At 71.8% G+C, this 21,921-nt stretch carries 24 protein-coding genes; 15 read left to right on the forward strand and 9 right to left on the reverse strand.

From position 1 onward, the window contains the following. The first annotated feature begins 10 nt into the window (after window positions 1-10). The 5 genes from MTF69_RS30760 (at window position 11) to MTF69_RS30780 (ending at window position 2,988) form a co-directional block, all read left to right on the forward strand. Window positions 11-817: a putative protein N(5)-glutamine methyltransferase gene (locus MTF69_RS30760; RefSeq protein ID WP_243339464.1), complete on the forward strand. Its 807-nt coding sequence runs from the start codon at window positions 11-13 to the stop codon at window positions 815-817. After that, on the forward strand, window positions 814-1,404 hold the full coding sequence (locus MTF69_RS30765) for a hypothetical protein (protein ID WP_243339465.1): 591 nt from the start codon (window positions 814-816) through the stop codon (window positions 1,402-1,404). The genes MTF69_RS30760 and MTF69_RS30765 overlap by 4 nt, the downstream gene beginning before the upstream one ends. Before the next feature lie 68 nt (window positions 1,405-1,472). Next, window positions 1,473-1,925, forward strand: a complete 453-nt coding sequence (locus tag MTF69_RS30770) for a helix-turn-helix domain-containing protein (RefSeq protein ID WP_243339466.1) — start codon at window positions 1,473-1,475, stop codon at window positions 1,923-1,925. Between the two features lie 58 nt (window positions 1,926-1,983). Further along, window positions 1,984-2,526 (forward strand): hypothetical protein, encoded by a 543-nt coding sequence (locus tag MTF69_RS30775; protein WP_243339467.1) that lies wholly within the window; start codon window positions 1,984-1,986, stop codon window positions 2,524-2,526. A 120-nt stretch (window positions 2,527-2,646) separates the two neighbouring features. Then, on the forward strand, window positions 2,647-2,988 hold the full coding sequence (locus tag MTF69_RS30780; RefSeq protein ID WP_243339468.1) for a DUF2516 family protein: 342 nt from the start codon (window positions 2,647-2,649) through the stop codon (window positions 2,986-2,988). A 62-nt stretch (window positions 2,989-3,050) separates the two neighbouring features. On the opposite strand, the gene MTF69_RS30785 is transcribed toward MTF69_RS30780, so the two are convergent. From MTF69_RS30785 to MTF69_RS30795, 3 genes are all read right to left on the reverse strand, one after another. Further along, window positions 3,051-4,319 (reverse strand): PP2C family protein-serine/threonine phosphatase, encoded by a 1,269-nt coding sequence (locus MTF69_RS30785; RefSeq protein WP_243339470.1) that lies wholly within the window; start codon window positions 4,317-4,319, stop codon window positions 3,051-3,053. 261 nt (window positions 4,320-4,580) lie between these two features. Beyond that, complete coding sequence (locus tag MTF69_RS30790; RefSeq protein ID WP_243339471.1) at window positions 4,581-5,630, reverse strand: C40 family peptidase; 1,050 nt, start codon at window positions 5,628-5,630, stop codon at window positions 4,581-4,583. Between the two features lie 179 nt (window positions 5,631-5,809). Then, entirely contained in the window at window positions 5,810-6,619 is an 810-nt protein-coding gene (locus MTF69_RS30795) for a class I SAM-dependent methyltransferase (protein ID WP_243339472.1), read from the reverse strand. 163 nt (window positions 6,620-6,782) lie between these two features. On the opposite strand from MTF69_RS30795, the gene mshA reads away from it, so the two are divergent. Together mshA and MTF69_RS30805 are read left to right on the forward strand one after the other, a co-directional pair. Beyond that, window positions 6,783-8,171 carry a D-inositol-3-phosphate glycosyltransferase gene (gene mshA, locus MTF69_RS30800; protein WP_374324404.1) on the forward strand — a complete coding sequence of 463 codons (1,389 nt, stop codon included), beginning with the start codon at window positions 6,783-6,785 and terminating at the stop codon, window positions 8,169-8,171. After that, the gene (locus MTF69_RS30805) at window positions 8,164-8,709 is read left to right on the forward strand and encodes a YbjN domain-containing protein (protein WP_243339474.1); all 546 of its coding nucleotides are present in this window, start codon (window positions 8,164-8,166) and stop codon (window positions 8,707-8,709) included. The genes mshA and MTF69_RS30805 overlap by 8 nt, the downstream gene beginning before the upstream one ends. Window positions 8,710-8,826: 117 nt before the next feature. Here MTF69_RS30805 and MTF69_RS30810 read toward each other — a convergent pair whose 3' ends face one another. Continuing rightward, a complete protein-coding gene (locus MTF69_RS30810; RefSeq protein WP_243339476.1) occupies window positions 8,827-10,128 on the reverse strand; it encodes an MFS transporter in 1,302 nt (433 codons plus the stop codon). Window positions 10,129-10,292: 164 nt separating this feature from the next. Between MTF69_RS30810 and MTF69_RS30815 the strand changes: the two genes are divergently transcribed. Together MTF69_RS30815 and MTF69_RS30820 are read left to right on the forward strand one after the other, a co-directional pair. Continuing rightward, entirely contained in the window at window positions 10,293-11,054 is a 762-nt protein-coding gene (locus tag MTF69_RS30815) for a phosphoglyceromutase (RefSeq protein ID WP_243339478.1), read from the forward strand. A gap of 200 nt (window positions 11,055-11,254) precedes the next feature. Next, on the forward strand, window positions 11,255-12,718 hold the full coding sequence (locus MTF69_RS30820) for an FG-GAP and VCBS repeat-containing protein (protein WP_243339479.1): 1,464 nt from the start codon (window positions 11,255-11,257) through the stop codon (window positions 12,716-12,718). Window positions 12,719-12,786: 68 nt separating this feature from the next. On the opposite strand, the gene MTF69_RS30825 is transcribed toward MTF69_RS30820, so the two are convergent. From MTF69_RS30825 to phoU, 4 genes are all read right to left on the reverse strand, one after another. Further along, window positions 12,787-12,960 (reverse strand): hypothetical protein, encoded by a 174-nt coding sequence (locus MTF69_RS30825; protein WP_243339480.1) that lies wholly within the window; start codon window positions 12,958-12,960, stop codon window positions 12,787-12,789. Between the two features lie 177 nt (window positions 12,961-13,137). Further along, window positions 13,138-13,464 carry a hypothetical protein gene (locus MTF69_RS30830; protein WP_243339482.1) on the reverse strand — a complete coding sequence of 109 codons (327 nt, stop codon included), beginning with the start codon at window positions 13,462-13,464 and terminating at the stop codon, window positions 13,138-13,140. A 100-nt stretch (window positions 13,465-13,564) separates the two neighbouring features. Next, entirely contained in the window at window positions 13,565-13,717 is a 153-nt protein-coding gene (locus tag MTF69_RS30835; RefSeq protein WP_243339483.1) for a hypothetical protein, read from the reverse strand. 117 nt (window positions 13,718-13,834) lie between these two features. Continuing rightward, window positions 13,835-14,512, reverse strand: a complete 678-nt coding sequence (gene phoU, locus MTF69_RS30840; RefSeq protein WP_030858619.1) for a phosphate signaling complex protein PhoU — start codon at window positions 14,510-14,512, stop codon at window positions 13,835-13,837. Between the two features lie 236 nt (window positions 14,513-14,748). Between phoU and MTF69_RS30845 the strand changes: the two genes are divergently transcribed. Next, window positions 14,749-15,993, forward strand: a complete 1,245-nt coding sequence (locus MTF69_RS30845) for a cell wall metabolism sensor histidine kinase WalK (protein ID WP_243339485.1) — start codon at window positions 14,749-14,751, stop codon at window positions 15,991-15,993. After that, window positions 15,990-16,670 (forward strand): response regulator transcription factor, encoded by a 681-nt coding sequence (locus MTF69_RS30850; protein WP_007265514.1) that lies wholly within the window; start codon window positions 15,990-15,992, stop codon window positions 16,668-16,670. The genes MTF69_RS30845 and MTF69_RS30850 overlap by 4 nt, the downstream gene beginning before the upstream one ends. 259 nt (window positions 16,671-16,929) lie before the next feature. On the opposite strand, the gene MTF69_RS30860 is transcribed toward MTF69_RS30850, so the two are convergent. Continuing rightward, entirely contained in the window at window positions 16,930-17,610 is a 681-nt protein-coding gene (locus MTF69_RS30860; protein WP_243339486.1) for a DUF461 domain-containing protein, read from the reverse strand. A 623-nt stretch (window positions 17,611-18,233) separates the two neighbouring features. Between MTF69_RS30860 and MTF69_RS30865 the strand changes: the two genes are divergently transcribed. From MTF69_RS30865 to cysS, 4 genes are all read left to right on the forward strand, one after another. Further along, complete coding sequence (locus MTF69_RS30865) at window positions 18,234-18,716, forward strand: CarD family transcriptional regulator (RefSeq protein WP_003953493.1); 483 nt, start codon at window positions 18,234-18,236, stop codon at window positions 18,714-18,716. Window positions 18,717-18,984: 268 nt separating this feature from the next. Next, a complete protein-coding gene (gene ispD, locus MTF69_RS30870; RefSeq protein ID WP_243339488.1) occupies window positions 18,985-19,731 on the forward strand; it encodes a 2-C-methyl-D-erythritol 4-phosphate cytidylyltransferase in 747 nt (248 codons plus the stop codon). Continuing rightward, the gene (gene ispF, locus MTF69_RS30875) at window positions 19,721-20,308 is read left to right on the forward strand and encodes a 2-C-methyl-D-erythritol 2,4-cyclodiphosphate synthase (protein WP_243339490.1); all 588 of its coding nucleotides are present in this window, start codon (window positions 19,721-19,723) and stop codon (window positions 20,306-20,308) included. Before ispD ends, ispF begins: the two co-directional genes overlap by 11 nt. A 105-nt stretch (window positions 20,309-20,413) precedes the next feature. Further along, window positions 20,414-21,814: a cysteine--tRNA ligase gene (gene cysS, locus MTF69_RS30880; protein WP_243339494.1), complete on the forward strand. Its 1,401-nt coding sequence runs from the start codon at window positions 20,414-20,416 to the stop codon at window positions 21,812-21,814. Window positions 21,815-21,921 lie beyond the last annotated feature (107 nt).

Raw genomic sequence — 21,921 nt, forward strand, 5'->3', positions numbered from 1 at the left:
ACTGAGGTAGTTGGCAACACTGGTGGAAGCCCTGCGCGCGGCCGGCTGCGTCTTCGCGGAGGAGGAGGCGGAGCTGCTGACGGCCGCCGCCGAGGACGCGGGGCACCTGGAGGGGCTGCTGGCCCGGCGGGTGGCGGGCGAACCGCTGGAACACGTCGTCGGCTGGGCGGAGTTCTGCGGGCTGCGCATGGCCGTCGGCGAGGGGGCCTTCGTGCCGCGCCGGCGCAGCGAGTTCCTCGCGCGGGAGGCGGTGGCGGCGGCCCGGCCCGGCGCGGTGGTCGTGGACCTGTGCTGCGGGGTGGGCGCGCTGGGCGCTGCCGTGGCCGCGCAGGTGCCGGGGGCCGAACTGCACGCGGCGGACATCGACCCGGCCGCACTCGCCTACGCCCGGCGCAACGTGGCCCCGTACGGCGGCCGGGTCTGGGAGGGCGACCTCTACGCGCCCCTGCCCGCCGGGCTCCGGGGCCGGGTGGACGTCCTGGTGGTCAACGCCCCGTACGTCCCGACCGGGGAGATCGGCCTGCTGCCGCCGGAGGCCCGCGACCACGAGCCGCCCGTCTCCCTGGACGGCGGCGCGGACGGCCTGGATGTCCACCGCCGGGTGGCCGCGGGAGCCCCGCCCTGGCTCGCGCCGGGCGGCAGCCTGCTGATCGAGACGAGCGCCCGCCAGTCCCCGGTCACGGCCGCGGCCCTGACGGCGGCGGGCCTGTCGGTACGCGCGGTGACCTCCGAGGAGTACTACGCGACGGTGATCATCGCGACGGCGCCGCATCCGGTGCGCGCCGCCGGCACGGGTGGGACCGGGGAGGCGAGTTGATCACGGAGTTCCAGCAGAAGCTGCGCGAGCGCTACCTCGCCGCCCCCGTCGTGCAGGCCCCGGAGCCGTGGCAGCCGGTGCTGGACCGCAGGACTCCCGTCGGGGGCCTGCTCGGCATCGGCTTCGCCGTCCATCCCGACAGCGGGCACGACCTCGTCATGGTCGTGTCGGGGGACGGCCACGGGCTCTTCGACGCGGTCACCGGCGAGAAGATCGCCCGCGACCGGGATCCCGACCCCGACACCAGCACCCCCGACGCGTCGCCGGACCTGGCCTGCCCCGGGTTCGGCCCGATCGAGGGCACCCGGGTCCACATCGCCGGACTCTTCGGCGGCGGCCTGCACAGCACCACACCGGACGGCTGGACCCTGGACGTCGTCAGCCCCGAGTGGCCCCACGACCGTGTGATCCTCTCCGCCGACGGCGGGGTGCACGAAGGCCCGGCGGGCGGGACGTGGTGGCACGTCCTGCACTCCGAGTACTCGGAACTCCGCGCCGCCGGCTTCTCCCCCTCCGGCCGCACCCTGGCGGTCGCCACCAGCAGCGACCTCACCCTCTGGACCCGCCCTGAGCCGCAGGCGCCGTAGCCCACGGCCGTGGGAGTTATTGCAAGCAGCTGCTTGCAATAGTTAGCAAGGTGCGGCAGGATCGGGTCATGGCATCGCTCAACGTCGGGAACCTCGGCGAGTACCTGCGCGAGCAGCGGCGGCAGGCGCAGCTTTCGCTGCGGCAGCTGGCCGATGCGGCGGGGGTGTCGAATCCGTACCTCAGTCAGATCGAACGCGGGCTGCGCAAGCCGAGCGCGGACATCCTGCAGCAGCTCGCCAAGGCGCTGCGGATCTCCGCCGAGACGCTGTACGTGCAGGCCGGAATCCTGGACGAGCGGGACCGGGACGCCGTGGAGACGAGGGCCGTGATCCTCGCCGATCCGTCCATCAGCGAGCAGCAGAAGCAGGTGCTGCTCCAGATCTACGCGTCCTTCCGCAAGGAGAACGCCGCAGAGGCCGAGGCGAAGGCCGAGGTGAACGCCGAGGCGAAGGCCGAGGCGGGAGCGGAAGCCGCTGCCGACGGCGGTAGTGGCGATGCCGAGACGCGCCGTACGAACTGAGTACGCACCGAGTACGCACTGAGCACGAACTGAGACCGTGATCCGGGAGGACCACCACATGGCCATCGCCGATGACCTGAAGAAGACCCTCACCGACCCGACCCCCCTCTACTTCGCCGCCGGCACCGCCGACCTCGCCGTGCAGCAGGCCAAGAAGGTGCCCGGGCTGATCGAGCAGCTGCGCGCCGAGGCCCCCGCGCGCATCGAGGCCGTGAAGAACACCGACCCGAAGGCCGTGCAGGAGAAGGCCAGGGAGAAGGCCAAGGAGGCGCAGGAGGCGGTCACCGCCACCGTCGCCGAGGTGTTCGGGGCGATCGACGCGAAGAAGTTCGGGGAGACCGCCCAGGACCTGGCACTGCGCGGGGTCGGCGTGGCCGCCGAGTACGCGGTCAAGGCCAAGGAGGCCTACGACAAGGTCGCCGAGCACGGTGAGCAGACCGTACGGGCCTGGCGCGGCGAGGTCTCCGAGGAGATCGTCGACATCGCCGTGGTCGTGGAGCCGGAGGCCTCCGAGCCCGTCGCGGAGCCCGCGGCGAAGAAGGCTCCGGCCCGCAAGGCCACGGCCAAGAAGGCCGCCGCCGAGACGGCCGACGAGAGCTGAGATCCGCGCGACGGACCGGGCACCCGCGGGGCGTCCGGTCCGTTGTGGTTTGGGAAAGGGACTCTGCCGGTAGCGTGGAGGCAGCATCCGGCGGGCGAGGCGCGAGAAGGCGGTCAGGCGATGTTGATGAACGGGTTCGATACCGGAGTACTTCCGTTGCTCGGGTACGCCATGCTCGTGCTCGCCGTGGCGGCCTTCGTGCTGGCCGTGATGGCGCGCGAGGACGCGTACCGGGCGGCCGGCAAGCAGACCAAGACCTTCTGGCTGGTCATCCTCGGCATCACCGTGCTCGTGGACTACTTCCTCGGGATGCTCTTCCTGCAGATCGCCGGGCTGATCGCCAGCATCGTGTTCTTCGTCGACGTGCGCCCCGCCCTCAAGCAGGTGTCGGGCGGCGGTGGCGGCCGACGGGGCGGCAGCAGCAGCGACGGGCCGTACGGGCCCTACAACGGCGGACGGTAGGCGGGTAGGCGGCCGCAGGCCGTAGGCGGCTTGTCCGGCCCGGCCGGCCAGGCCCCGGCCCGTCAGCCCTCGGCGCGGGAGAGGAGGACGACGGCGACGTCGTCCGTCAGCTCCCCGCCGTTGAGGCGGCGGGCTTCGGTCACGGAGGCTTCGAGCAGGCCTTCGCCGCTCAGCCCGTCGGCCAGGTGGCGGTTGATCATCTCGACCATGCCGTCCTGCCCCAGCCGCTCCTTGCCCTGGCCGATCTTGCCCTCGATCAGGCCGTCGGTGTAGAGCATCAGGCTCCACGTGCCGCCCAGCTCCACCTGGCGGCGAGGCCAGCGGGCCCGGGGCAGCAGGCCGAGCGCCGGGCCGCTGTTCTCGTACGGGAGCAGTCGCGCGGGGCGGCCCGGCCGGGAGATCAGCGGCGCCGGATGGCCCGCCAGACACAGGCCCGCGCGCCGGCCGTCGGGGGCGATGTCCACCGTGCAGAGCGTCGCGAAGATCTCCTCGCAGGGGCGCTCGACTTCGAGGACCTCCTGGAGGGTGGCGAGCAGGTCGTCGCCGCACAGGCCGGCCAGGGTCAGCGCCCGCCAGGCGATGCGCAGCTCGACGCCGAGGGCGGCCTCGTCCGGGCCGTGGCCGCAGACGTCGCCGATCATCGCGTGGACGGTGCCGTCGGGGGTGCGGACGGTGTCGTAGAAGTCCCCGCCGAGGAGCGCGCGGCTGCGGCCGGGGCGGTAGCGGGCGGCGAAGCGGAGGTCGGAACCTTCCAGGAGCGGGTGCGGGAGCAGCCCGCGCTCCAGGCGGGCGTTCTCCTGGGCCCGAAGTTTCGATTCTGCGAGCTTGTACTGGGCGATGTCCGCCCGTTTTCTCTCCACGGCGTAGCGGATGGCACGGCTGAGCAGCCGCCCGTCGAGCTCGTCGCGGAACAGGAAGTCCTGGGCCCCCACGCGGACGGCCTCCGCGGCGCGCTCCGCGTCCTCCTCTGAGGTGAGGACGAGGACGGCGTGCCGCGGCGCGATGCGGAGCACCTGGCGCAGGGCTCCGAACGGATCGGCGGCGGACTCGCCGGAGCCGGAGCCGGAGCCTCCGGCACCGGCACCGGGCCCGTGCGGGAGCGCGAGGTCGAGCAGGACGCAGTTCACGTCGGGCGTGAGCAGCCGGGCCGCCTCCGTGAGGTTGCGGGCGCTGCGCAGCCGGATGCGGTGGCCGTCGGCGTCGAGGATCTCGGGGACGGTGAGGCCGCCGGCGGGGTCGTCCTCGATCACCAGCAGGGTGAGCGATGACGTGCCGCCCGGTCCGCTCTCGGTGCCCGGGATGTCCCTCTGCCGCGGTACGGGTACGGGCATCGTCTCCGGTTCCTTCCCGCCCCCTCGGGGGTTCGCTCGTCCGGCGACCCTAGCGGCGGGACGAGGGAAGCGGAATGGCGGGTCCGGCCCGGGGCTCCGGCATATGCCGTTATCGGGTGGGAAAGTCCGCGTCGGCGAATGACCAACGTCACGGCGCAGGGGTACGACGTCCCGCCCACCGAGACGTCACCCCGTCGGGGGCGGTCCGTCCCCGCGGGCGGGCCGTCCCGGCGGCGCTGCCTGTCGGTGAGCGGGCGGTCGCTACGCGTCCGGCCGGACCACGGCCTTGATCGGCATGGAGCCCGCGCCCGCCATGGTGACGTTGCGGCCGGGGCGGGGGGCGTGGACCATCGCGCCGTCCCCGACGTACATCCCGACGTGGCTCGCGTCGTCGAAGTAGATGATCAGGTCGCCCGGCCGCATGTCCTTGACCGCGATCTTCGGCAGCCGGAGCTGCTCCTGCGAGGTGCGCGGGATCCGCTTGCCCGCCGCGAGCCAGGCCTGCGAGGTCAGCCCGGAGCAGTCGAACGAACCGGGTCCCTCCGCGCCCCACACGTACGGCTTCCCTATCTGGGCGGCCGCGAACTGCACGGCCCGCTTGCCCGCGTCGGTGGCCGCCGCGCCCGAGGAGCCGGTCATCGCGCCCGTGGAGAGCCAGTCGGTCTGCGCCCTGCGCTGCGCTTCCGCCTCCAGCTCCAGCAGCCGGGCCTTCTCCTCGGCCTCCAGCTTGCTCTCGAGGTCCTCCGCGGCCTTGATCTTGTCCTCGACCTGCTTCTTCGCGGTTTCCTGCTTGATCCGGTTGGCCTCGAGGGTCTCCCAGTGCGCGCTCGCGTCCCTCGCGTACTGCTGCAAGTCGCTCTGGGTGCGGTTCAGTTCGGAGAGCAGGTCCGAGGTGGCCTTCTCGCCCTGGCGCAGCCGGTCGTTGCCGTCCAGGAACTGCGACGGGTTGTTGCTCAGGGCCAGTTGCGCGCCGGGCGGGAGCCCGCCCGAGCGGTACTGGGCGCGGGCGGCCGCGCCCGCGCGGCCCTTCAGGGCGGTGATGCGGTCCTGGCCAGCGAGGACCAGGTTGGCGATCTCCACGATCTTGTCGGACTGCGTCCTGGTCTCGCTCTCCGCGAGGTTGAAGGCGTCCGTGGCGGCGCCGGCCTCGCGGTACAGCCCCTCTATTTCCTTGCGGACCTGCTCCAGGGACTTGCCCTGCGGGGGCTCGGGCGCGGCGAACGCGGTACCGGCCAGTGCGCCGGGCGCGGACAGCAGCGCCATCGCGCAGAGCAGAGTGAGGGCGATCGAACCCCGTCGTCGTTTCCTCATGGTCCCCCCAGACACCGAATTGACTATTCGTCAGTAACTTGTGATTGCCTTCGGGATGGTGCCACGAGTCGGTGAATTCCAACACCCTTGTGGATATCCATCCGATGCGTCCCGATCGCCCCCGCGGCCCCCCGCGGCCCCTCTGGCCCCGGCAGCCACGGCCGCGACCGTCATCACCGTCACCCAGAAGGCCTCAACGCTTCCCACCGCACCGTCAGTTCCCCCTGACGCCACCGCACCGGCCCGTCCGCCAGCGGCCAGTCCCCGGCCAGCGCCCGCGCCGTCCGGATCCAGCGCTGCCGCGCGCCGTAGGAGGCGTACGGAGCCGCCGCCGCCCACGCCCGGTCGAAGTCGCGCAGGAACTTGTGCACCGGCTCGCCCGGCACGTTGCGGTGGATCAACGCCTTCGGCAGCCGCTCCGCCAGGTCGGAGGGGCGCTCCAGGGAGCCCAGCCGGGTCGCGAAGGTCACCGTGCGCGCCCCTTCGGGTCCCAGCGCGACCCAGACGTGCCGCCGCCCGATCTCGTCGCAGGTCCCCTCCACCAGCAGCCCGTCGGGAGCCAGCCGGGCACGGAGCCGCTCCCACACCGCCTCGACCTGCTCCTCGTCGTACTGGCGCAGCACGTTCGCCGCCCGGATCAGCGTCGGCCGGACCCCGCCCTCCAGCGGCACCTCGAAGCCGCCGTGCCGAAAGCTCAGGCCCTCCCGCTCGTACGGCTTCGCGCCCGCGACCCGGGCCGGTTCGATCTCGATGCCGACCACCCGCACCCGCGGTGCCGCCTCCCGCAGCCGGGCCAGCAGCTCCACCGCGGTCCAGGGCGCGGCCCCGTAGCCGAGGTCCACCGCGACCGGGTCGTCCGCGCGCCGCAGCGCCGCTCCGTGCGTCGCCGCGATCCAGCGGTCCATGCGGCGCAGGCGGTTCGGGTTCGTCGTCCCGCGGGTCACCGTGCCGACGGGGCGACGAGGGGGAGGGGTGGAGCGGGAGGCCATGTGCAGAGAGTAAGCGGAGGGTTCCCGCGCGATAAAAATCCGGCGCGGCAGCAGGAAAACCGCCCGTCCCGGAATGCGGGACACGGCTGCCCGGGTTGCACTCCTAGAAGAGCGCCGACAGCGCTCTCCGTGTCATGCCGTCCGAGCGAGAGGAACTGCTCCCTTGAGCCAGTACGTGTCCCGCATCGGCGGCAGCATCGGCGGCCGGTTCGCCGCGGCCCGCTCCGCCGCCCGGCACGAGCCGCCGCGCCTGCGCCTGCCCGCCGCCGTCGGCGGCCACCGCAAGCCGCGCCGCGTCGCGATGCTCAGCGTGCACACCTCACCGCTGCACCAGCCCGGCACCGGCGACGCCGGCGGGATGAACGTCTACATCGTCGAGCTGGCCCGGCGCCTCGCCGCGATCAACATCGAGGTCGAGATCTTCACCCGGGCCACCGCCGGCGGCCTGCCGCCCGTGGTCGAGCTCGCGCCCGGAGTCCTCGTACGGCACGTGGACGCGGGCCCGTACGAGGGCCTCGCCAAGGAGGAGCTGCCGGCCCAGCTGTGCGCCTTCACCCACGGCGTCATGCAGGCCTGGGCCCGCCACCGCCCCGGCTACTACGACCTGGTCCACTCCCACTACTGGCTCTCCGGCCACGTCGGCTGGCTCGCCGCCGAGCGCTGGGGCGTCCCGCTCGTGCACGCCATGCACACCATGGCCAAGGTCAAGAACGCGGCGCTCGCCGAGGGCGACACGCCCGAGCCCGCCGCCCGCGTCATCGGCGAGACGCAGATCGTCGACGCCGCCGACCGGCTCATCGCGAACACCGCCGAGGAGGCCGACGAGCTGGTCCGCCACTACGCCGCCGACCCCGGCAAGGTCGCCGTGGTCCACCCCGGCGTGAACCTGGAGCGGTTCACCGTCGCCGACGGCCGCGCCGCCGCCCGCGCCCGCCTCGGGCTGCCGCAGGACGCCGTCATCCCGCTCTTCGCGGGCCGCATCCAGCCGCTCAAGGCCCCCGACATCCTGCTGCGGGCCGTCGCCGAGCTGGTGGACCGGGAGCCGGCGCTGCGCACCCGGCTGTTCGTGCCCGTCGTCGGCGGGCCGAGCGGCAGCGGGCTCGCGAAGCCCGAGGGGCTGCAGAAGCTCGCCGCGAAGCTCGGCATCGCGGACCTCGTGCACTTCCATCCGCCGGTGGCGCAGGACGCGCTCGCCGACTGGTTCCGGGCGGCGTCCGTGCTGGTCATGCCCTCGTACAGCGAGTCCTTCGGGCTGGTCGCCATAGAGGCGCAGGCCACCGGCACGCCGGTGCTGGCCGCGGCCGTCGGCGGGCTGCCGGTCGCCGTCAACGACGGGATCACGGGGATCCTCGTACCCGGACACGATCCGGTCGACTACGCCCGCCAGCTGCGGCGCTTCGTGGACGAGCCGGGCCTCGCGGACCGGATGGGCGCGGCGGCCGCGCGGCACGCGCAGTTCTTCGGCTGGGACACCGCCGCGAGCGGCACGGCCGACGTGTACACGGGGGCGATGCACGATCACCGCCGTCACGTACGCTCCCACCATGGCTGACGCTCACCTCACCGACGGCGCTGACGGCATCGACGGCATCGACGGCACCGACACCGACACCGCCGCGATCATCGAAGCGACGCTGACCGGCGCGGAACTGAGCTGGGAGAGCCCCGCGCCGGGCTCGTACGTGGTCCAGCTCCCCGGCACCCGCAAGCTGAGCACCACCTGCTCGCTCAAAGCCGGAAAGCACTCCCTGTCGGTCAACGCCTTCGTGATCCGCCACCCGGACGAGAACGAGGCCGGCGTCCACCGGTGGCTGCTGGAGCGCAACCTCAAGCTCTACGGCATGGCCTACGCGGTCGACGCGCTCGGCGACGTCTACCTGACGGCCCGCCTCCCCCTGTCGGTGATCACCCCCGACGATCTGGACCGGCTGCTCGGCACGGTCCTGGAGGCGGCCGACGGGGCGTTCAACACCCTGCTGGAGCTGGGTTTCGCGAGCGCGATCCGGCGGGAGTACGAGTGGCGGGTCTCGCGGGGCGAGTCCACGCGCAACCTGGACGCCTTCAAGAACCTGACGCAGCCGTCGGGCTGACGCCGGCAGGTGCGGCGCCGTTGCCGGGGGCGCCGCCCCCGGACCCCCGCGCCTCAAACGCCGGCGGGGTGAAGTGCCCCGGGGCTCTGCCCCGAACCCGAACCCGAACCCCGCGCCTCAAGCGCCGGCGGGACTGGAGGCTTCGGCGGCCGGCGAGGCCGGCTTCGACGCGACCGTGAGCCCGGGGGCGCCGCCCTCCCCCGCTGCCGGCTCCCCCTGGGGGAGCCCCCGCATCAGCAGCCAGTAGCCCGCCGCGGCGATGGTCCCCAGGGCCGCCGTCGCGCCCCACAGCCACGCCGCGCCGAAGTGCTCGATCGCGAAGCCCGCCATCAGCGGCGCGATCAGCGAGGCCACCGCCCACGACATCGTGTACATGCCCTGGTAGCGGCCGCGCCCGTGCGTCGGGGAGAGCCGCGCGACCAGGCCCATCTGGACCGGCGAGTTGATGATCTCGGCCAGCGTCCACACGCAGACGGTCAGCGCCAGGCTCCACACCGAGCCGCCGAAGGCCGTCAGCCCGAACCCGTACCCCGCCAGCAGCGCCGAGATGACCAGCAGCTTCTGCGGATCGCGGTGCTCGATGAACCGGGTGACCGGGATCTGCAGCACCACGATCAGCACGCCGTTCACGGCGATGACCAGCCCGTAGTCGGCGGTGGAGAACCCGGCCGCGCCCATCGCGAGCGGCAGCCCGAACGAGCCCTGCATGAAGATCAGCGAGATCAGGAACGACAGCCCGACCACACCCATGAACCGCCCGTCCCGCAGCACCGTCCCCAGGCGGACCTCCGGCCCGGCGGCCGCCTTCTCCGCCGCCGTCCTGTGCGGCCGGGACTCCGGCAGCTTGAGGAAGACGAGCACCGCGCAGACCAGCGTCAGGGCCGCTTCGCCGAGGAACCCGGCCAGGTAGCTGTACTCCGCGACGAAGCCCGCCACGCTCGCGCTGACGGCGTAGCCCAGGTTGATGGCCCAGTAGTTCAGCGCGAAGGCCCGTACCCGGTCCTCCGGCCGGACGATGTCGGCCAGCATCGCCTGCACCGCCGGCCGCGAGGCGTTGGAGGTCATGCCGACCAGCAGCGCCACCGCGGCGATCGCCGCCGGGTGCTCCATGAACCCGAGCAGCGCCACCGAGAACGCGGTCGACGCCTGCGCCGCCAGCAGCGTGGGCCGCCGCCCCAGCCGGTCCGTGAGCACCCCGGCGACGAGCGAGGACACCACGCCGCCGAGCCCGTGCAGGGCCACCACAAGTCCCACGAAGGAGGCCGAATAGCCCCGCTCCAGGGTCAGGTACAAGGTCATGAATGTGGCGACGAAGGCCCCGAGCCTGTTGACCAGCGTGCTCGTCCAGAGCCACCAGAACTCCCGGGGCAGCCCCGCCACGCTCTCGCGGGCGGCCCGTCTCACACTGGCAACGGACATAAGGAATCCCCCCGGAGATGTAAGCGTCGCTCTACTCGTTCGGACCCTACGGACCCGGTCACTCGAGAGCCACTGGATTGACGGCTGCCGTCAATCGGGGGACCGTCCCACATGCCGTACACACCGCGCGCGGGGGGACGGGTGCGTCCATTAGGCTCGTACGCATGGCCGACGCACCGTACAAGCTGATCCTCCTCCGCCACGGCGAGAGCGAATGGAACGCGAAGAACCTGTTCACCGGCTGGGTGGACGTCAATCTCAACGAGAAGGGCGAGAAGGAGGCAGTCCGCGGTGGCGAACTCCTGAAGGACGCCGGACTTCTCCCCGACGTGGTTCACACGTCCCTCCAGAAGCGCGCGATCCGCACCTCCCAGCTCGCGCTGGAGGCCGCCGACCGCCACTGGATCCCGGTCCACCGCTCCTGGCGCCTGAACGAGCGCCACTACGGCGCCCTCCAGGGCAAGGACAAGGCCCAGACCCTCGCCGAGTTCGGCGAGGAGCAGTTCATGCTGTGGCGCCGCTCGTACGACACCCCGCCGCCGGCGCTCGAAGACGGTACGGAGTTCTCGCAGTCCGGGGACCCGCGCTACGCCTCCATCCCGCCGGAGCTGCGCCCGCGTACCGAGTGCCTCAAGGACGTCGTCGTCCGCATGCTCCCGTACTGGTACGACTCGATCGTCCCGGACCTGCTGGACGGCCACACCGTCCTGGTCGCCGCGCACGGCAACTCCCTGCGCGCGCTGGTCAAGCACCTCGACGGGGTCTCCGACGCCGACATCGCGGGCCTGAACATCCCGACCGGCATCCCGCTCTCCTACGAGCTGGACGCCGACTTCAAGCCCCTCAACCCGGGCGGCACCTACCTCGACCCGGACGCCGCCGCGGCCGCCATCGAGGCCGTCAAGAACCAGGGCAAGAAGAAGTAGCACGAGCGATCACGCCCCCGGTCTGCGCACACGGCGCGGACCGGGGGCGTTCGTCTGTTCCGGGCCCACTGGGGTGCCGGGCGCGCAGCGGTGCGAGGAGTCGTACGACTCGTACGACTCCTGCGACTCGTACAACCGTTCCGGCCCAACGGGAGTCTTAGGGGCGGACATTGATCGAGTTTCCTTGGGGGGAACCGGCCGTGAGGCGCCATATCCGTCACTCCGTCGCGATCGTCGCGGCGCTCACCACGCTCACCGGTGGCCTGCTGGCCGCCACGGGCACCCAGGCGGCCGAGGCGGCCACCACCGGGCCCGCGGCCACCCGGTACGCCGACGACTTCAACGGCGACGGCCACCACGACCTGGCGATCGGTGCCCCGGACGCCGCCGTGAACGTCACGGGCACGGACGGGGCCACCACCCCCGTGCACGCCGCGGGCTACGTGACCGTCTCCTACGGCAGCAAGTACGGCGCCCAGAAGACCGGCCTGAAGGTCATCACCCAGAACAGCCCCGGGATCCCGGGCGACCCGACGCAGAGCCGGCAGTTCGGGGCGGTCCTGACCAACGGCGACTTCAACGGCGACGGCTACGCGGACCTCGCCGTGGGCACGCGGGACGACCAGGTCACCCTGATCTGGGGCAGCGCCACGGGCCTGCAGTCCGCCACCTCGATGGCCGACCCGAGGAAGGCGCCCGGCTTCGGCGTCGTCCTGAAGGCCGGTGACTTCACCGGTGACGGCAGGACCGACCTCGTCGTCGGCTACTCCACCTCGCTCCGGCTGTTCCGGGGCCCCTTCAAGGCGGACGGTTCGCCGCTCTCGACGCAGGCGGTGGACCTCGGCCGCGAGTACCCCGTCTTCGGGGCGGAGGACGCGCAGAACCGGATCGCGGTGGGCCGGATCAACAAGGGCGCCATCGACGACCTCGTCGTCCTCGGCGAGCGCAGGAACTACGACGAAGCGATGCGGGGCCGGGTGCTCCTCGGCGGGACGTCCGGACTGCGCTTCACGCCGGTCACCATCCGCGGTGGCGGTAGCGTCGCCATCGCGGACTTCGACAAGGACGGCTACGGCGACATCGCGGTGGGCGACTCCGCGGTCCAGATCGACACCGACTACGGCGCGGGTGTGGTCCGGGTCAACTACGGCTCCGCCAACGGTGTGGACGACACCCGTGGCGTCCGGACGTTCACCGAGGACAGCGACGGCCTCCCCGGCACCGTGGAGAAGTACGACCGCTTCGGCAACTCCGTCGCCGCGGCCGACCTCAACCTGGACGGCTACCCCGAGCTGATCATCGGCGCCCTGGGTGAGCGGAAGGCCACCTGCGAGCACTGCTACATCACCGGCGGCGGCTTCTACGTGCTGAAGGGCACGTCCAAGGGCGTCACCGGCATCGGGGCCGCCTGGTACGCCCACAACGCGCCGGGCCTGCCCACGCCCGCCGGCACGTACCGCATCCCCACGCAGCTCAAGATCACGGACCTGAACAACGACAAGCAGCCCGAGCTCACCTTCGCGGTCGGAGCGCTGGTCCCGCAGCTCTGGTCCGTCGGCACGAAGGACGGCAAGGTCGCCGGGACCTCGCCCACCCGCGTCGTGAATCCGCCGACCGACCCGCAGGTCAAGACCGGCCTCCAGTTCGGCGTACTGGCCCGCTGACAGGGATCTCCCAGAGCAGCCCCCCACCTGCCGGTCCTCGGCGGACGGGGGGCTTCTCGTTGCCCCGCTCAGGCACCGCCGGTCACGCCGGGGACGACGAAGCGCCTGTGCAGGGGGGAGACGGCCACCTGAGGGTCGCCCTGGACGCCCAGTTCCCCCTTGATCACGGGTGTGATCCGGTCGGCGATGAACCGGGTGAAGTGGTCCTCCGACTCCCTCGGGTGTGAGCTCGGACCATGCAAGGTTCATCGCGATTGCCACGGCGGTTTCTCCCCGTCACCTCGGGTGCCGCGGCACGGCATGACGACGCTAAGCAGGCCGGGAGGGCCGGGCATTCCGGAGCAGGCATTCGGACGCAGTCGGCGGCGTTACGGGGCCAGGGGGCGCTGAAGCGGTGTGACATCCGTGTCCGGCGGCCGTCACGGCGCGGGGCGGGGGAGCGGCCCCCGGTACGGTGCGGGGCCGGCGGGGCCGGGTCGCGTCGCGCGTTCGGCGATTCTGCGGTCCGTCTCCGCGCGCCACGCGGCCGCGTTGCTGCCGTCGATCTGGCCGGCGAAGGCGCGGTAGGCCGCGGCCACGAGCGCATCCGGGGCGTTCGGGCGGGCGCGGGCGATGGCCCACAGGGCGTTCTCCGTCGGGGTGTCCAGCCCCGTCTCGGTGCGCACGCCGCGCCCCGCCAGCACGTTCGTCAGGACACTCTCGAAGTTGCGCCGTAACTGCTCCTGGCTCGGGTGGCCGTAGCGCATGGCCGTCTCCGTCTCTTCCTCGATGGGACCGATGCGAAGGGCCCCGGCCGACGGGGTGTCGGACGGGGCCCTTCGTGTACGGGCGGCCAGGCGGGCGGCCTCAGCCGCCGCACTGGCAGGGGGCGCCGGACTGGCAGCCGCAGCCGCAGCCCGAGCCGCAGCCGCAGGCCGCGAGCAGGGGCAAGCGCAGGCGCAGGCCCTCCGGGGGCTGCGCTTCCTGCTCCGGGGTGATGGGGACGGGGGAATCGGGCATGGATCCTCCTCGTAGGCGTTGTGCCTTCGCCCTCATTCATGCCCAGCCCGGCCCCCGCGTCAACGGCGCATTGGGGGCTCGTTGTCGATCCAGCCCCCGCCGGCCCTCCGGATGGGCTCAGACGCCCTCGACCTGCGTGGGTGCCTGGAGCTCGTCCGCGTGCTCACCCGTCACCAGGTAGACCACGCGCTTGGCGACCGACACCGCGTGGTCCGCGAAGCGCTCGTAGTAGCGGCCCAGCAGCGTCACGTCGACCGCCGTCTCGATGCCGTGCTTCCAGCGGTCGTCCATCAGGTGCTGGAACAGCGTGCGGTGCAGCTGGTCCATCTCGTCGTCGTCCTGCTCCAGCTGGAGCGCCAGGTCGACGTCCTTCGTGATGATGACCTCGGCCGCCTTCGCCATCAGCCGCTGCGCGAGCTGCCCCATCTCCAGGATGGTCGCGTGCAGGTCGCGCGGGACCGCCGTGTCCGGGAAGCGCAGCCGCGCGAGCTTGGCCACGTGCTGCGCCAGGTCGCCGGAGCGCTCCAGGTCGGCGCTCATGCGCAGCGAGGTGACGACGATGCGCAGGTCGGTGGCGACCGGCTGCTGGCGCGCGAGCAGCGCGATGGCACGGGCCTCCAGGTCGTGCTGGAGGTCGTCCACCTTCTGGTCGGCGGCGATGACGCTCTCGGCGAGCTTCAGGTCGGCGTCGAGCATGGAGGTCGTGGCCCGCCCGATGGCGGAACCGACCAGCCGGGCCATTTCGACCAGGCCTTCACCGATCGAGTCCAGTTCCTCGTGGTACGCGTCACGCATGTCTCGTGTCCCTCTCTCGACCTACTACGACCTACTACTGCCTACTGCATGTACTGCCCGGGGAGCGGGCCGGTGCGGCCATCGGCCCCACGTTGCCACGGTGAACCCCGAACGCGACCGACTCCGGCACCACAAGTGAATCAGCACGGTCGTCAGGGTGAACTCTGGGCGACGACTGTTCGAGGTGCCACCCGAACGGCTGTGGAAGTGTCCCCCGGCCTGCTTAACCTGGAGTCATGGACGTGAACGCGGCGGTCGCCGCAGCTGCAGCGATCGCCGGTCTTTGCACCGGTGTGATCGCGATGCTGGCGTTCCGCTGGAGCGAGCGCGACCAAGCCCGCCCCACCCGGAGCTCCATGCGCCCCGACATCAACGCGGTGCTCCCACCAGGAGTGGACACCGTCCTCTCCGTGCTCCGCTCCTCCGCCGTCGTACTCGACGAAGGGGACGCGGTGGTCAAGGCCAGCTCGGCGGCATATGCCCTCGGCCTGGTCCGCGGCGGCAAGCTGGCCGTGGAGCCCATGCTCCACATGGCCCGCGACACCCGGCGCGACGGGGAGATACGCCAGGTCGAGCTCGACCTGCCCCGGCGCGGCACCGGCCGCGGCGAAGCGCTCGCCGTCTCGGCGCGCGTCGCCCCGCTCGGCTCCCGCCTGGTGCTCCTCCTCGTGGAGGATCTCACCGAGGCCCGCCGCATCGAGGCCGTACGCCGCGACTTCGTCGCGAACGTGTCGCACGAGCTCAAGACCCCGGTCGGCGCGATCTCCCTGCTCTCCGAGGCCGTCATGGACGCCTCGGACGACCCCGAGGCGGTCCACCGCTTCGCCGGCCGCATGCAGATCGAGGCCACCCGCCTGATCAACCTCGTACAAGAACTCATCGACCTCTCCCGGGTACAGAACGACGACCCCCTGGAGGACGCGGAGCCCGTCCGCGTGGACACGCTCGTGGCCGAGGCCATCGACCGCTGCCGCCACACGGCCTCCGCGAAACAGATCACCATGGCCGCCGGCGGCACCGCCGACCTGCGGGTATGGGGCCACCGGGGGCAGCTCGCGGCCGCCCTCGGAAACCTGGTCGAGAACGCCGTCAACTACAGCCCCGCCCGCACCCGCGTCGGCATCGCCGCGCGCCGGGTCACCGCGCCGGGTGGAGACTTGATCGAGATAGCCGTGACCGACCAGGGCATCGGCATCCCGGAAAAGGACCGCGAGCGCATCTTCGAACGCTTCTACCGTGTGGACCCGGCCCGCTCCCGCGCCACGGGAGGAACCGGCCTGGGCCTTGCGATCGTGAAGCACGTAGCGGCTTCGCACGGCGGGGAGGTGTCGGTATGGAGCTCGGAGGGTCAGGGTTCCACGTTCACCCTGCGACTCCCCGAAGCGGCCGCGCCGGCCCCGGCGACGGCCTCAGCACCCGCCAACACCCTGCTCGAACCTCACACCGCACCAGCCATCCCTGCCCCGGAGGTCCTTCCGTGACCCGAGTGCTAGTCGTCGAGGATGAGGAATCCTTCAGCGACGCCCTGTCCTACATGCTCCGCAAGGAGGGCTTCGAGGTCGCGATCGCCGCGACCGGGCCCGACGGGCTCGACGAGTTCGAGCGCAACGGCGCCGACCTCGTCCTCCTCGACCTGATGCTCCCCGGCCTGCCCGGCACCGAGGTCTGCCGGCAGCTCCGCGGCCGCTCCAACGTCCCCGTGATCATGGTGACCGCCAAGGACAGCGAGATCGACAAGGTCGTCGGGCTGGAGATAGGAGCCGACGACTACGTCACGAAGCCCTTCTCCTCGCGGGAGCTGGTCGCCCGCATCCGCGCGGTCCTGCGCCGCCGCGGCGAGCCGGAAGAGGTCACCCCGGCGGCCCTGGAAGCGGGCCCCGTCCGGATGGACGTCGACCGCCACGTGGTCACCGTCGCCGGAGCCAAGGTGGACCTCCCGCTGAAGGAGTTCGACCTGCTGGAGATGCTGCTGCGCAACGCGGGCCGCGTACTGACCCGCATGCAGCTCATCGACCGGGTCTGGGGCGCCGACTACGTCGGCGACACCAAGACCCTCGACGTCCACGTCAAGCGCCTGCGTGCCAAGATCGAGCCCGACCCCGGTGCCCCGCGCTACCTGGTCACGGTGCGAGGCCTCGGCTACAAGTTCGAGCCGTAAGCCGTAGACGGGGGGTCCGTCCCGTCGCCGGTCGGAGGCCGGCGCAGCGTCCCGAAGCCCGGGAGGCCCCTGGGGCCGAGCGGTGCGAGGGGCGCGTGTGGGAGGGGCTCGAGCCCGACCCGGGTGCCCCGCGCTACCTGGTCACGGTGCGAGGCCTCGGCTACAAGTTCGAGCCGTAAGCCGGCCCGGAACACGACAACGGCCCCCGTCCGCATCGAGCGGACGGGGGCCGTTCCCGTTGAGTACGGTGCTGCGCGCCTCAGTGACCGGTGCCGGTGGAGGCGGACGCGGACCCGGAGGGGGACCCGGACGGGCCGCCCGAGACCGGGGCCGAGGCGGAACCGGACGGCGAGGCCGAGGCGGAACCGGAGGGGCGGCCCGAGGGGGAGCCCGAGGGGCTGCCGGACGGGGTGGCGCCCGGGACGGCCGCGGCTGCGGTCGCGCCGTAGCCCGCGTACATGCCGGTGGCCGGGACGACGAAGCCCTCGAGCTCGACGTCACCCGTGGTGCTCAGCTGGAAGACGATCTTCTGGACGTTGCCGTCCACGACGGAGTCCCCGCCGACGATCACGGCGGAGGCGTTGCCCTTGCCGCCCAGGACGACGGAGCCGCCGGCCGGGATGATCACCTTGGAGCCGCCGCCCGCGGGCTTCAGTGTCACGACGGCCTTGCCGCCCGGAAGGGTGATGCCCTCGAGCGTCTGCTCCTTGGTGCCGGTGTTGAACACCGTCGCGGAGACTGCGGCCGGGCCCTTCTTGTCCTTCTCCTGGGTGATCACCAGAGCGTTCTGGACCTTGATGTCGCCCTTGGTGACGGCGGCATTGTCCGGCTTGACCTGGAGAGTCGGAGCGTCGTGGCCCGCGGCGCAGGCGCCCAGCGAGACGATCGAGAACACGACGGCGGTGGCGGCGAGGGCGCCGCGTCGAAGGCTGCGGCTCACGGGGGAGGCAACTCCTTGGACGTACGGAACGGAAGGGTGGACGCCTCGGAGCGGCGAAGTAAAGCCGCTCTAAGGATGTGTCAGCGCGCTTAGGTTACCGAGCCGCCGCCCCGCCCCCGCACCCGACCCTCCGCAGTGTGGGGCCGGGCCCTGGCCGACCCTCGGCGGGGAACCCGCCCCCGCACCGGCGGGTTCCGTCACCGCCCCGCCGGGGCCGGTTGATCTTCCATTCGCAAAAGGACCGCCCGCAAAGGCCCGTGCTGCTCCGGTGATCAATTTACGGATTTCATCGAACACCGCCCGGTGATCAATTCCGGATTGGGCCGGAACCGGCGCCGTACGGGTGGCCGCCAGTCGAACGGAGTAGTTCGGTTTCCCGCCCTGGAAACCGTCAAAACGGGACGTACGCCACATCGTCGGGGGTCCCGGGCAGGTGTAACGTAGCCGTTTCGCCTGGTCCGCACAGCGCCTCCGACCTGCGAATACCCCCTTCCGGAAGCCTCCCGCAGCACGTTCCTGTCGCTGTTGTCAAGCCCTGAGATGGGCCCTGACCTGCGAAAACGCCATTCATAACGGTCGATTCTCGTGTTACCCTGGATAGCCACGGAAGGGGTACCTGTCACATGACGTTCAAGGTTGGCGACACCGTGGTCTATCCCCATCACGGGGCCGCGCTGATCGAGGCCATCGAAACTCGCCAGATCAAAGGCGTGGACAAGACCTACTTGGTGCTCAAGGTCGCCCAGGGTGACCTGACCGTTCGCGTCCCTGCGGACAATGCGGAGTTCGTAGGCGTTCGCGACGTAGTCGGCCAGGACGGGCTGGACCGGGTCTTCGAGGTGCTTCGCGCACCGTACGCAGAAGAGCCGACGAACTGGTCCCGGCGCTACAAGGCAAATCTGGAAAAGCTCGCTTCTGGCGATGTCATCAAGGTCGCCGAAGTTGTGCGTGACCTGTGGCGTCGTGAGCGTGAGCGTGGGCTCTCCGCAGGTGAGAAGCGCATGCTCGCAAAGGCGCGCCAGATCCTGGTGAGCGAGCTCGCGCTCGCCGAGAACACCAACGAGGACAAGGCCGAGGCCCTCCTCGACGAAGTGCTCGCGTCCTGACGCGATCGTTCGTGCGCTTTGTCGTACACAGTTGTGCCGCGGTGCCCGATGACAAGGAGACTTGTTGCCGGGCGCTGCGGCATGTCTGGACCCATGCCCGTACTCACTGGCCTGTACGCACGTCCTGGCCCGTACGCACTTCACTGGCGTGCCGGGTCCGGGCAGCCGGCTCGACCGGTCGTCACGGAAGGGGCGAGGGCGTCGCACCCGGCACCCTTCAGGCCATACCCATGTCGGCCGAAGTCACAAACCTGGCTCGGAGCTACTGATGTCTGACGAATCGCGCCCCCACCGCACCGCCGCGGTGATCCCGGCCGCCGGCCGCGGGGTCCGTCTCGGTCCCGGAGCCCCCAAGGCCCTGCGGACCCTGGGCGGCACCCCCATGCTCATCCACGCCGTACGCGCCATGGCACGCTCCCGCGCGGTCGCCCTCGTCGTCGTCGTGGCCCCGGCCGACGGCACCACCGAGGTGCGCCGGCTGCTCGACGAGCACGCCCTGCCCGAGCGCACGGAGATCCTCGTCGTCCCCGGCGGGGAGACCCGGCAGGAATCCGTACGCGCCGGCCTGGACGCGCTCCCGGCCGACATCACCGCCGTCCTCATCCACGACGCGGCCCGCCCCCTGGTCCCCGTGGACACCGTCGACTCCGTCGTCGAGGCCGTCCGCGACGGCGCACCCGCCGTCGTCCCCGCCCTGCCGCTGGCCGACACCGTCAAGGAGGTCGAGCCCGGCCGGCCCGGCGAGCCCGAGCCGGTCGTCGCCACCCCCGTACGGGCCCGGCTGCGCGCCGTACAGACCCCGCAGGGCTTCGACCTCGCCACGCTCCGCCTCGCCCACGAGAAGATTGCCGTCGACGGCGAGGGCGCCACGGACGACGCCGGGATGGTGGAACAGCTCGGCGTCACCGTCGTGGTGGTCCCCGGCCACGAAGAGGCCTTCAAGGTCACCCGCCCGCTCGACCTGGTCCTCGCCGAGGCCGTACTCGCCCGCCGGAGGGCCACCGATGCGTACTAGCTCCGCAGGTTCCGAGGGTGCGGCCGGAGCGGGCGCCGCCGCGGTGGCCCCCACCGCAGACGGCCCGGCAGGCACCGCCGGCACCGCCGGTGCGCCCGTGCTTCCGCAGATCGGCATCGGCACCGACGTGCACGCCTTCGAGACCGGCCGCGAGCTGTGGTGCGCCGGCCTGCTCTGGGAGGGCGAGGACGGCCTCGCCGGGCACTCCGACGGGGACGTCGCCGCGCACGCCGCCTGCGACGCGCTCTTCTCCGCCGCCGGCGTCGGCGACCTCGGCGCACACTTCGGCACCTCCCGCCCCGAGTGGTCCGGCGCCGCCGGAGTCACCCTTCTGGCGGAAGCCGCCCGGATCGTCCGCGCCGAAGGGTTCGAGATCGGCAACATCGCCGTTCAGGTGATCGGCGTACGCCCGAAGATCGGCAAGCGGCGCGAAGAGGCACAGAAGGCGCTCGCCGCCGCGGCGGGCGCCCCCGTCTCCGTCTCCGGCACCACCACCGACGGACTGGGGCTCACCGGCCGCGCCGAAGGCCTCGCCGCCATCGCCACGGCCCTCGTCTACCGGACGAACCGGGCCTAGCACCCCGTACGGACACACCCCTCCCGCGGCTCTTCGACAACAAAGCGGGCCCCGCGTGCCGAAAGGGTCGCGGGGCACTGCTACAGGCGCACTACCCTGGATGCCGTGACTATTCGCCTGTACGACACCAGCGCCCGGCAGATCCGTGACTTCACCCCGCTCGTTCCGGGCTGCGTCTCGATCTACCTCTGTGGCGCCACCGTGCAGGCGGCTCCGCACATCGGGCACGTCCGCTCGTACCTGAACTTCGACATCGCGCGCCGCTGGTTCACCTACCGCGGGCTCGACGTCACCTTCATCCGCAACGTCACCGACATCGACGACAAGATCATCGCGAAGGGCGAGGCCCAGGGCCGCCCCTGGTGGTCCATCGGGTACGAGAACGAGCGGGCCTTCAACGACGGCTACAACGCGCTGGGCTGCCTCCCGCCCACGTACGAGCCGCGCGCCACCGGCCACGTGCCCGAGATGATCGAGATGATGCGCGGGCTCATCGAGCGCGGCCACGCCTACGTCGCCGACGGCAGCGTCTACTTCGACGTGCGCTCCTTCCCCGGCTACCTGGAGCTGTCGAACCAGGACCTCGACGACCTGCGCCAGCCCGCCGAGTCGGGCATCACCGGCAAGCGCGACCCGCGCGACTTCGCCATGTGGAAGGCCTCCAAGCCGGGCGAGCCCGACTGGGAGACCCCGTGGGGCCGCGGCCGTCCCGGCTGGCACCTGGAGTGCTCCGCGATGGCGCACAAGTACCTCGGCAGCGCCTTCGACATCCACGGCGGCGGGCTCGACCTGATCTTCCCGCACCACGAGAACGAGATCGTCCAGGCCAAGGCCTACGGCGACGAGTTCGCGAAGTACTGGATGCACAACGCCTGGGTCACCCTCTCCGGCGAGAAGATGTCCAAGTCGCTGGGCAACTCCGTCCTCGTCTCCGAGATGCTCAAGGTCTGGCGCCCGATCGTCCTGCGCTACTACCTCGGCACCCCGCACTACCGCTCGATGATCGAGTACAGCGTGGAGTCCCTGCGCGAGGCCGAGTCCGGCTTCGCGCGCATCGAGGGCTTCATCCAGCGCGTCATCGAGAAGGCCGGCGGCTCCGTCGAGCCCGCCGCCGAGGTCCCGCCCGCCTTCGCCGAAGCCATGGACGACGACCTGGGCGTCCCGCAGGCGCTCGCGATCATCCACACCACCGTCCGCCAGGGCAACAGCGCGCTCGCCGCCGACGACAAGGACGCGGCCATCGCGCGCCTGTCGGAGGTACGGGCCATGCTGGGCGTCCTCGGCCTCGACCCCCTCGACCCGCACTGGGCCGGCGAGGCGGACCGCGGGGAGGACCTCCACGGAGCCGTGGACACCCTCGTGCGCCTGGTCCTGGAGCAGCGCGAATCGGCGCGCGCGCGCAAGGACTGGGCCACCGCCGACGCCATCCGCGACCAGCTCCAGCAGTCGGGCCTGGTCATCGAGGACAGCCCCACCGGACCCCGATGGACGCTCGGCCCCCGCTGAGCCCACCGGCGCAGTCCCACTGCGCCGTCCCACTGGCGCACTCAGATTGGGCCGCCCGGCGTTCCGGGCGGCACACTCTTCATACGTACATATCGCAGCACCAACGA

Origin of the sequence: Streptomyces sp. AP-93 (genome assembly GCF_022808175.1) — a bacterium.
GTDB lineage: Bacteria > Actinomycetota > Actinomycetes > Streptomycetales > Streptomycetaceae > Streptomyces.

Excerpts from the sequence above, each read along its gene's own strand:
- MTF69_RS30815 (WP_243339478.1), top strand. The coding sequence starts at position 10,293 with ATGGCCGACGCACCGTACAAGCTGATCCTCCTCCGCCACGGCGAGAGC.
- MTF69_RS30770 (WP_243339466.1), top strand. The coding sequence starts at position 1,473 with ATGGCATCGCTCAACGTCGGGAACCTCGGCGAGTACCTGCGCGAGCAG.
- MTF69_RS30775 (WP_243339467.1), top strand. The coding sequence starts at position 1,984 with ATGGCCATCGCCGATGACCTGAAGAAGACCCTCACCGACCCGACCCCC.
- MTF69_RS30805 (WP_243339474.1), top strand. The coding sequence starts at position 8,164 with ATGGCTGACGCTCACCTCACCGACGGCGCTGACGGCATCGACGGCATC.
- MTF69_RS30830 (WP_243339482.1), bottom strand. The coding sequence starts at position 13,464 with ATGCGCTACGGCCACCCGAGCCAGGAGCAGTTACGGCGCAACTTCGAG.
- ispF (WP_243339490.1), top strand. The coding sequence starts at position 19,721 with ATGCGTACTAGCTCCGCAGGTTCCGAGGGTGCGGCCGGAGCGGGCGCC.
- MTF69_RS30865 (WP_003953493.1), top strand. The coding sequence starts at position 18,234 with ATGACGTTCAAGGTTGGCGACACCGTGGTCTATCCCCATCACGGGGCC.
- MTF69_RS30810 (WP_243339476.1), bottom strand. The coding sequence starts at position 10,128 with ATGTCCGTTGCCAGTGTGAGACGGGCCGCCCGCGAGAGCGTGGCGGGG.
- MTF69_RS30795 (WP_243339472.1), bottom strand. The coding sequence starts at position 6,619 with ATGGCCTCCCGCTCCACCCCTCCCCCTCGTCGCCCCGTCGGCACGGTG.
- MTF69_RS30835 (WP_243339483.1), bottom strand. The coding sequence starts at position 13,717 with ATGCCCGATTCCCCCGTCCCCATCACCCCGGAGCAGGAAGCGCAGCCC.
- ispD (WP_243339488.1), top strand. The coding sequence starts at position 18,985 with ATGTCTGACGAATCGCGCCCCCACCGCACCGCCGCGGTGATCCCGGCC.
- MTF69_RS30845 (WP_243339485.1), top strand. The coding sequence starts at position 14,749 with ATGGACGTGAACGCGGCGGTCGCCGCAGCTGCAGCGATCGCCGGTCTT.
- MTF69_RS30785 (WP_243339470.1), bottom strand. The coding sequence starts at position 4,319 with ATGCCCGTACCCGTACCGCGGCAGAGGGACATCCCGGGCACCGAGAGC.
- MTF69_RS30790 (WP_243339471.1), bottom strand. The coding sequence starts at position 5,630 with ATGAGGAAACGACGACGGGGTTCGATCGCCCTCACTCTGCTCTGCGCG.
- MTF69_RS30780 (WP_243339468.1), top strand. The coding sequence starts at position 2,647 with ATGTTGATGAACGGGTTCGATACCGGAGTACTTCCGTTGCTCGGGTAC.
- phoU (WP_030858619.1), bottom strand. The coding sequence starts at position 14,512 with ATGCGTGACGCGTACCACGAGGAACTGGACTCGATCGGTGAAGGCCTG.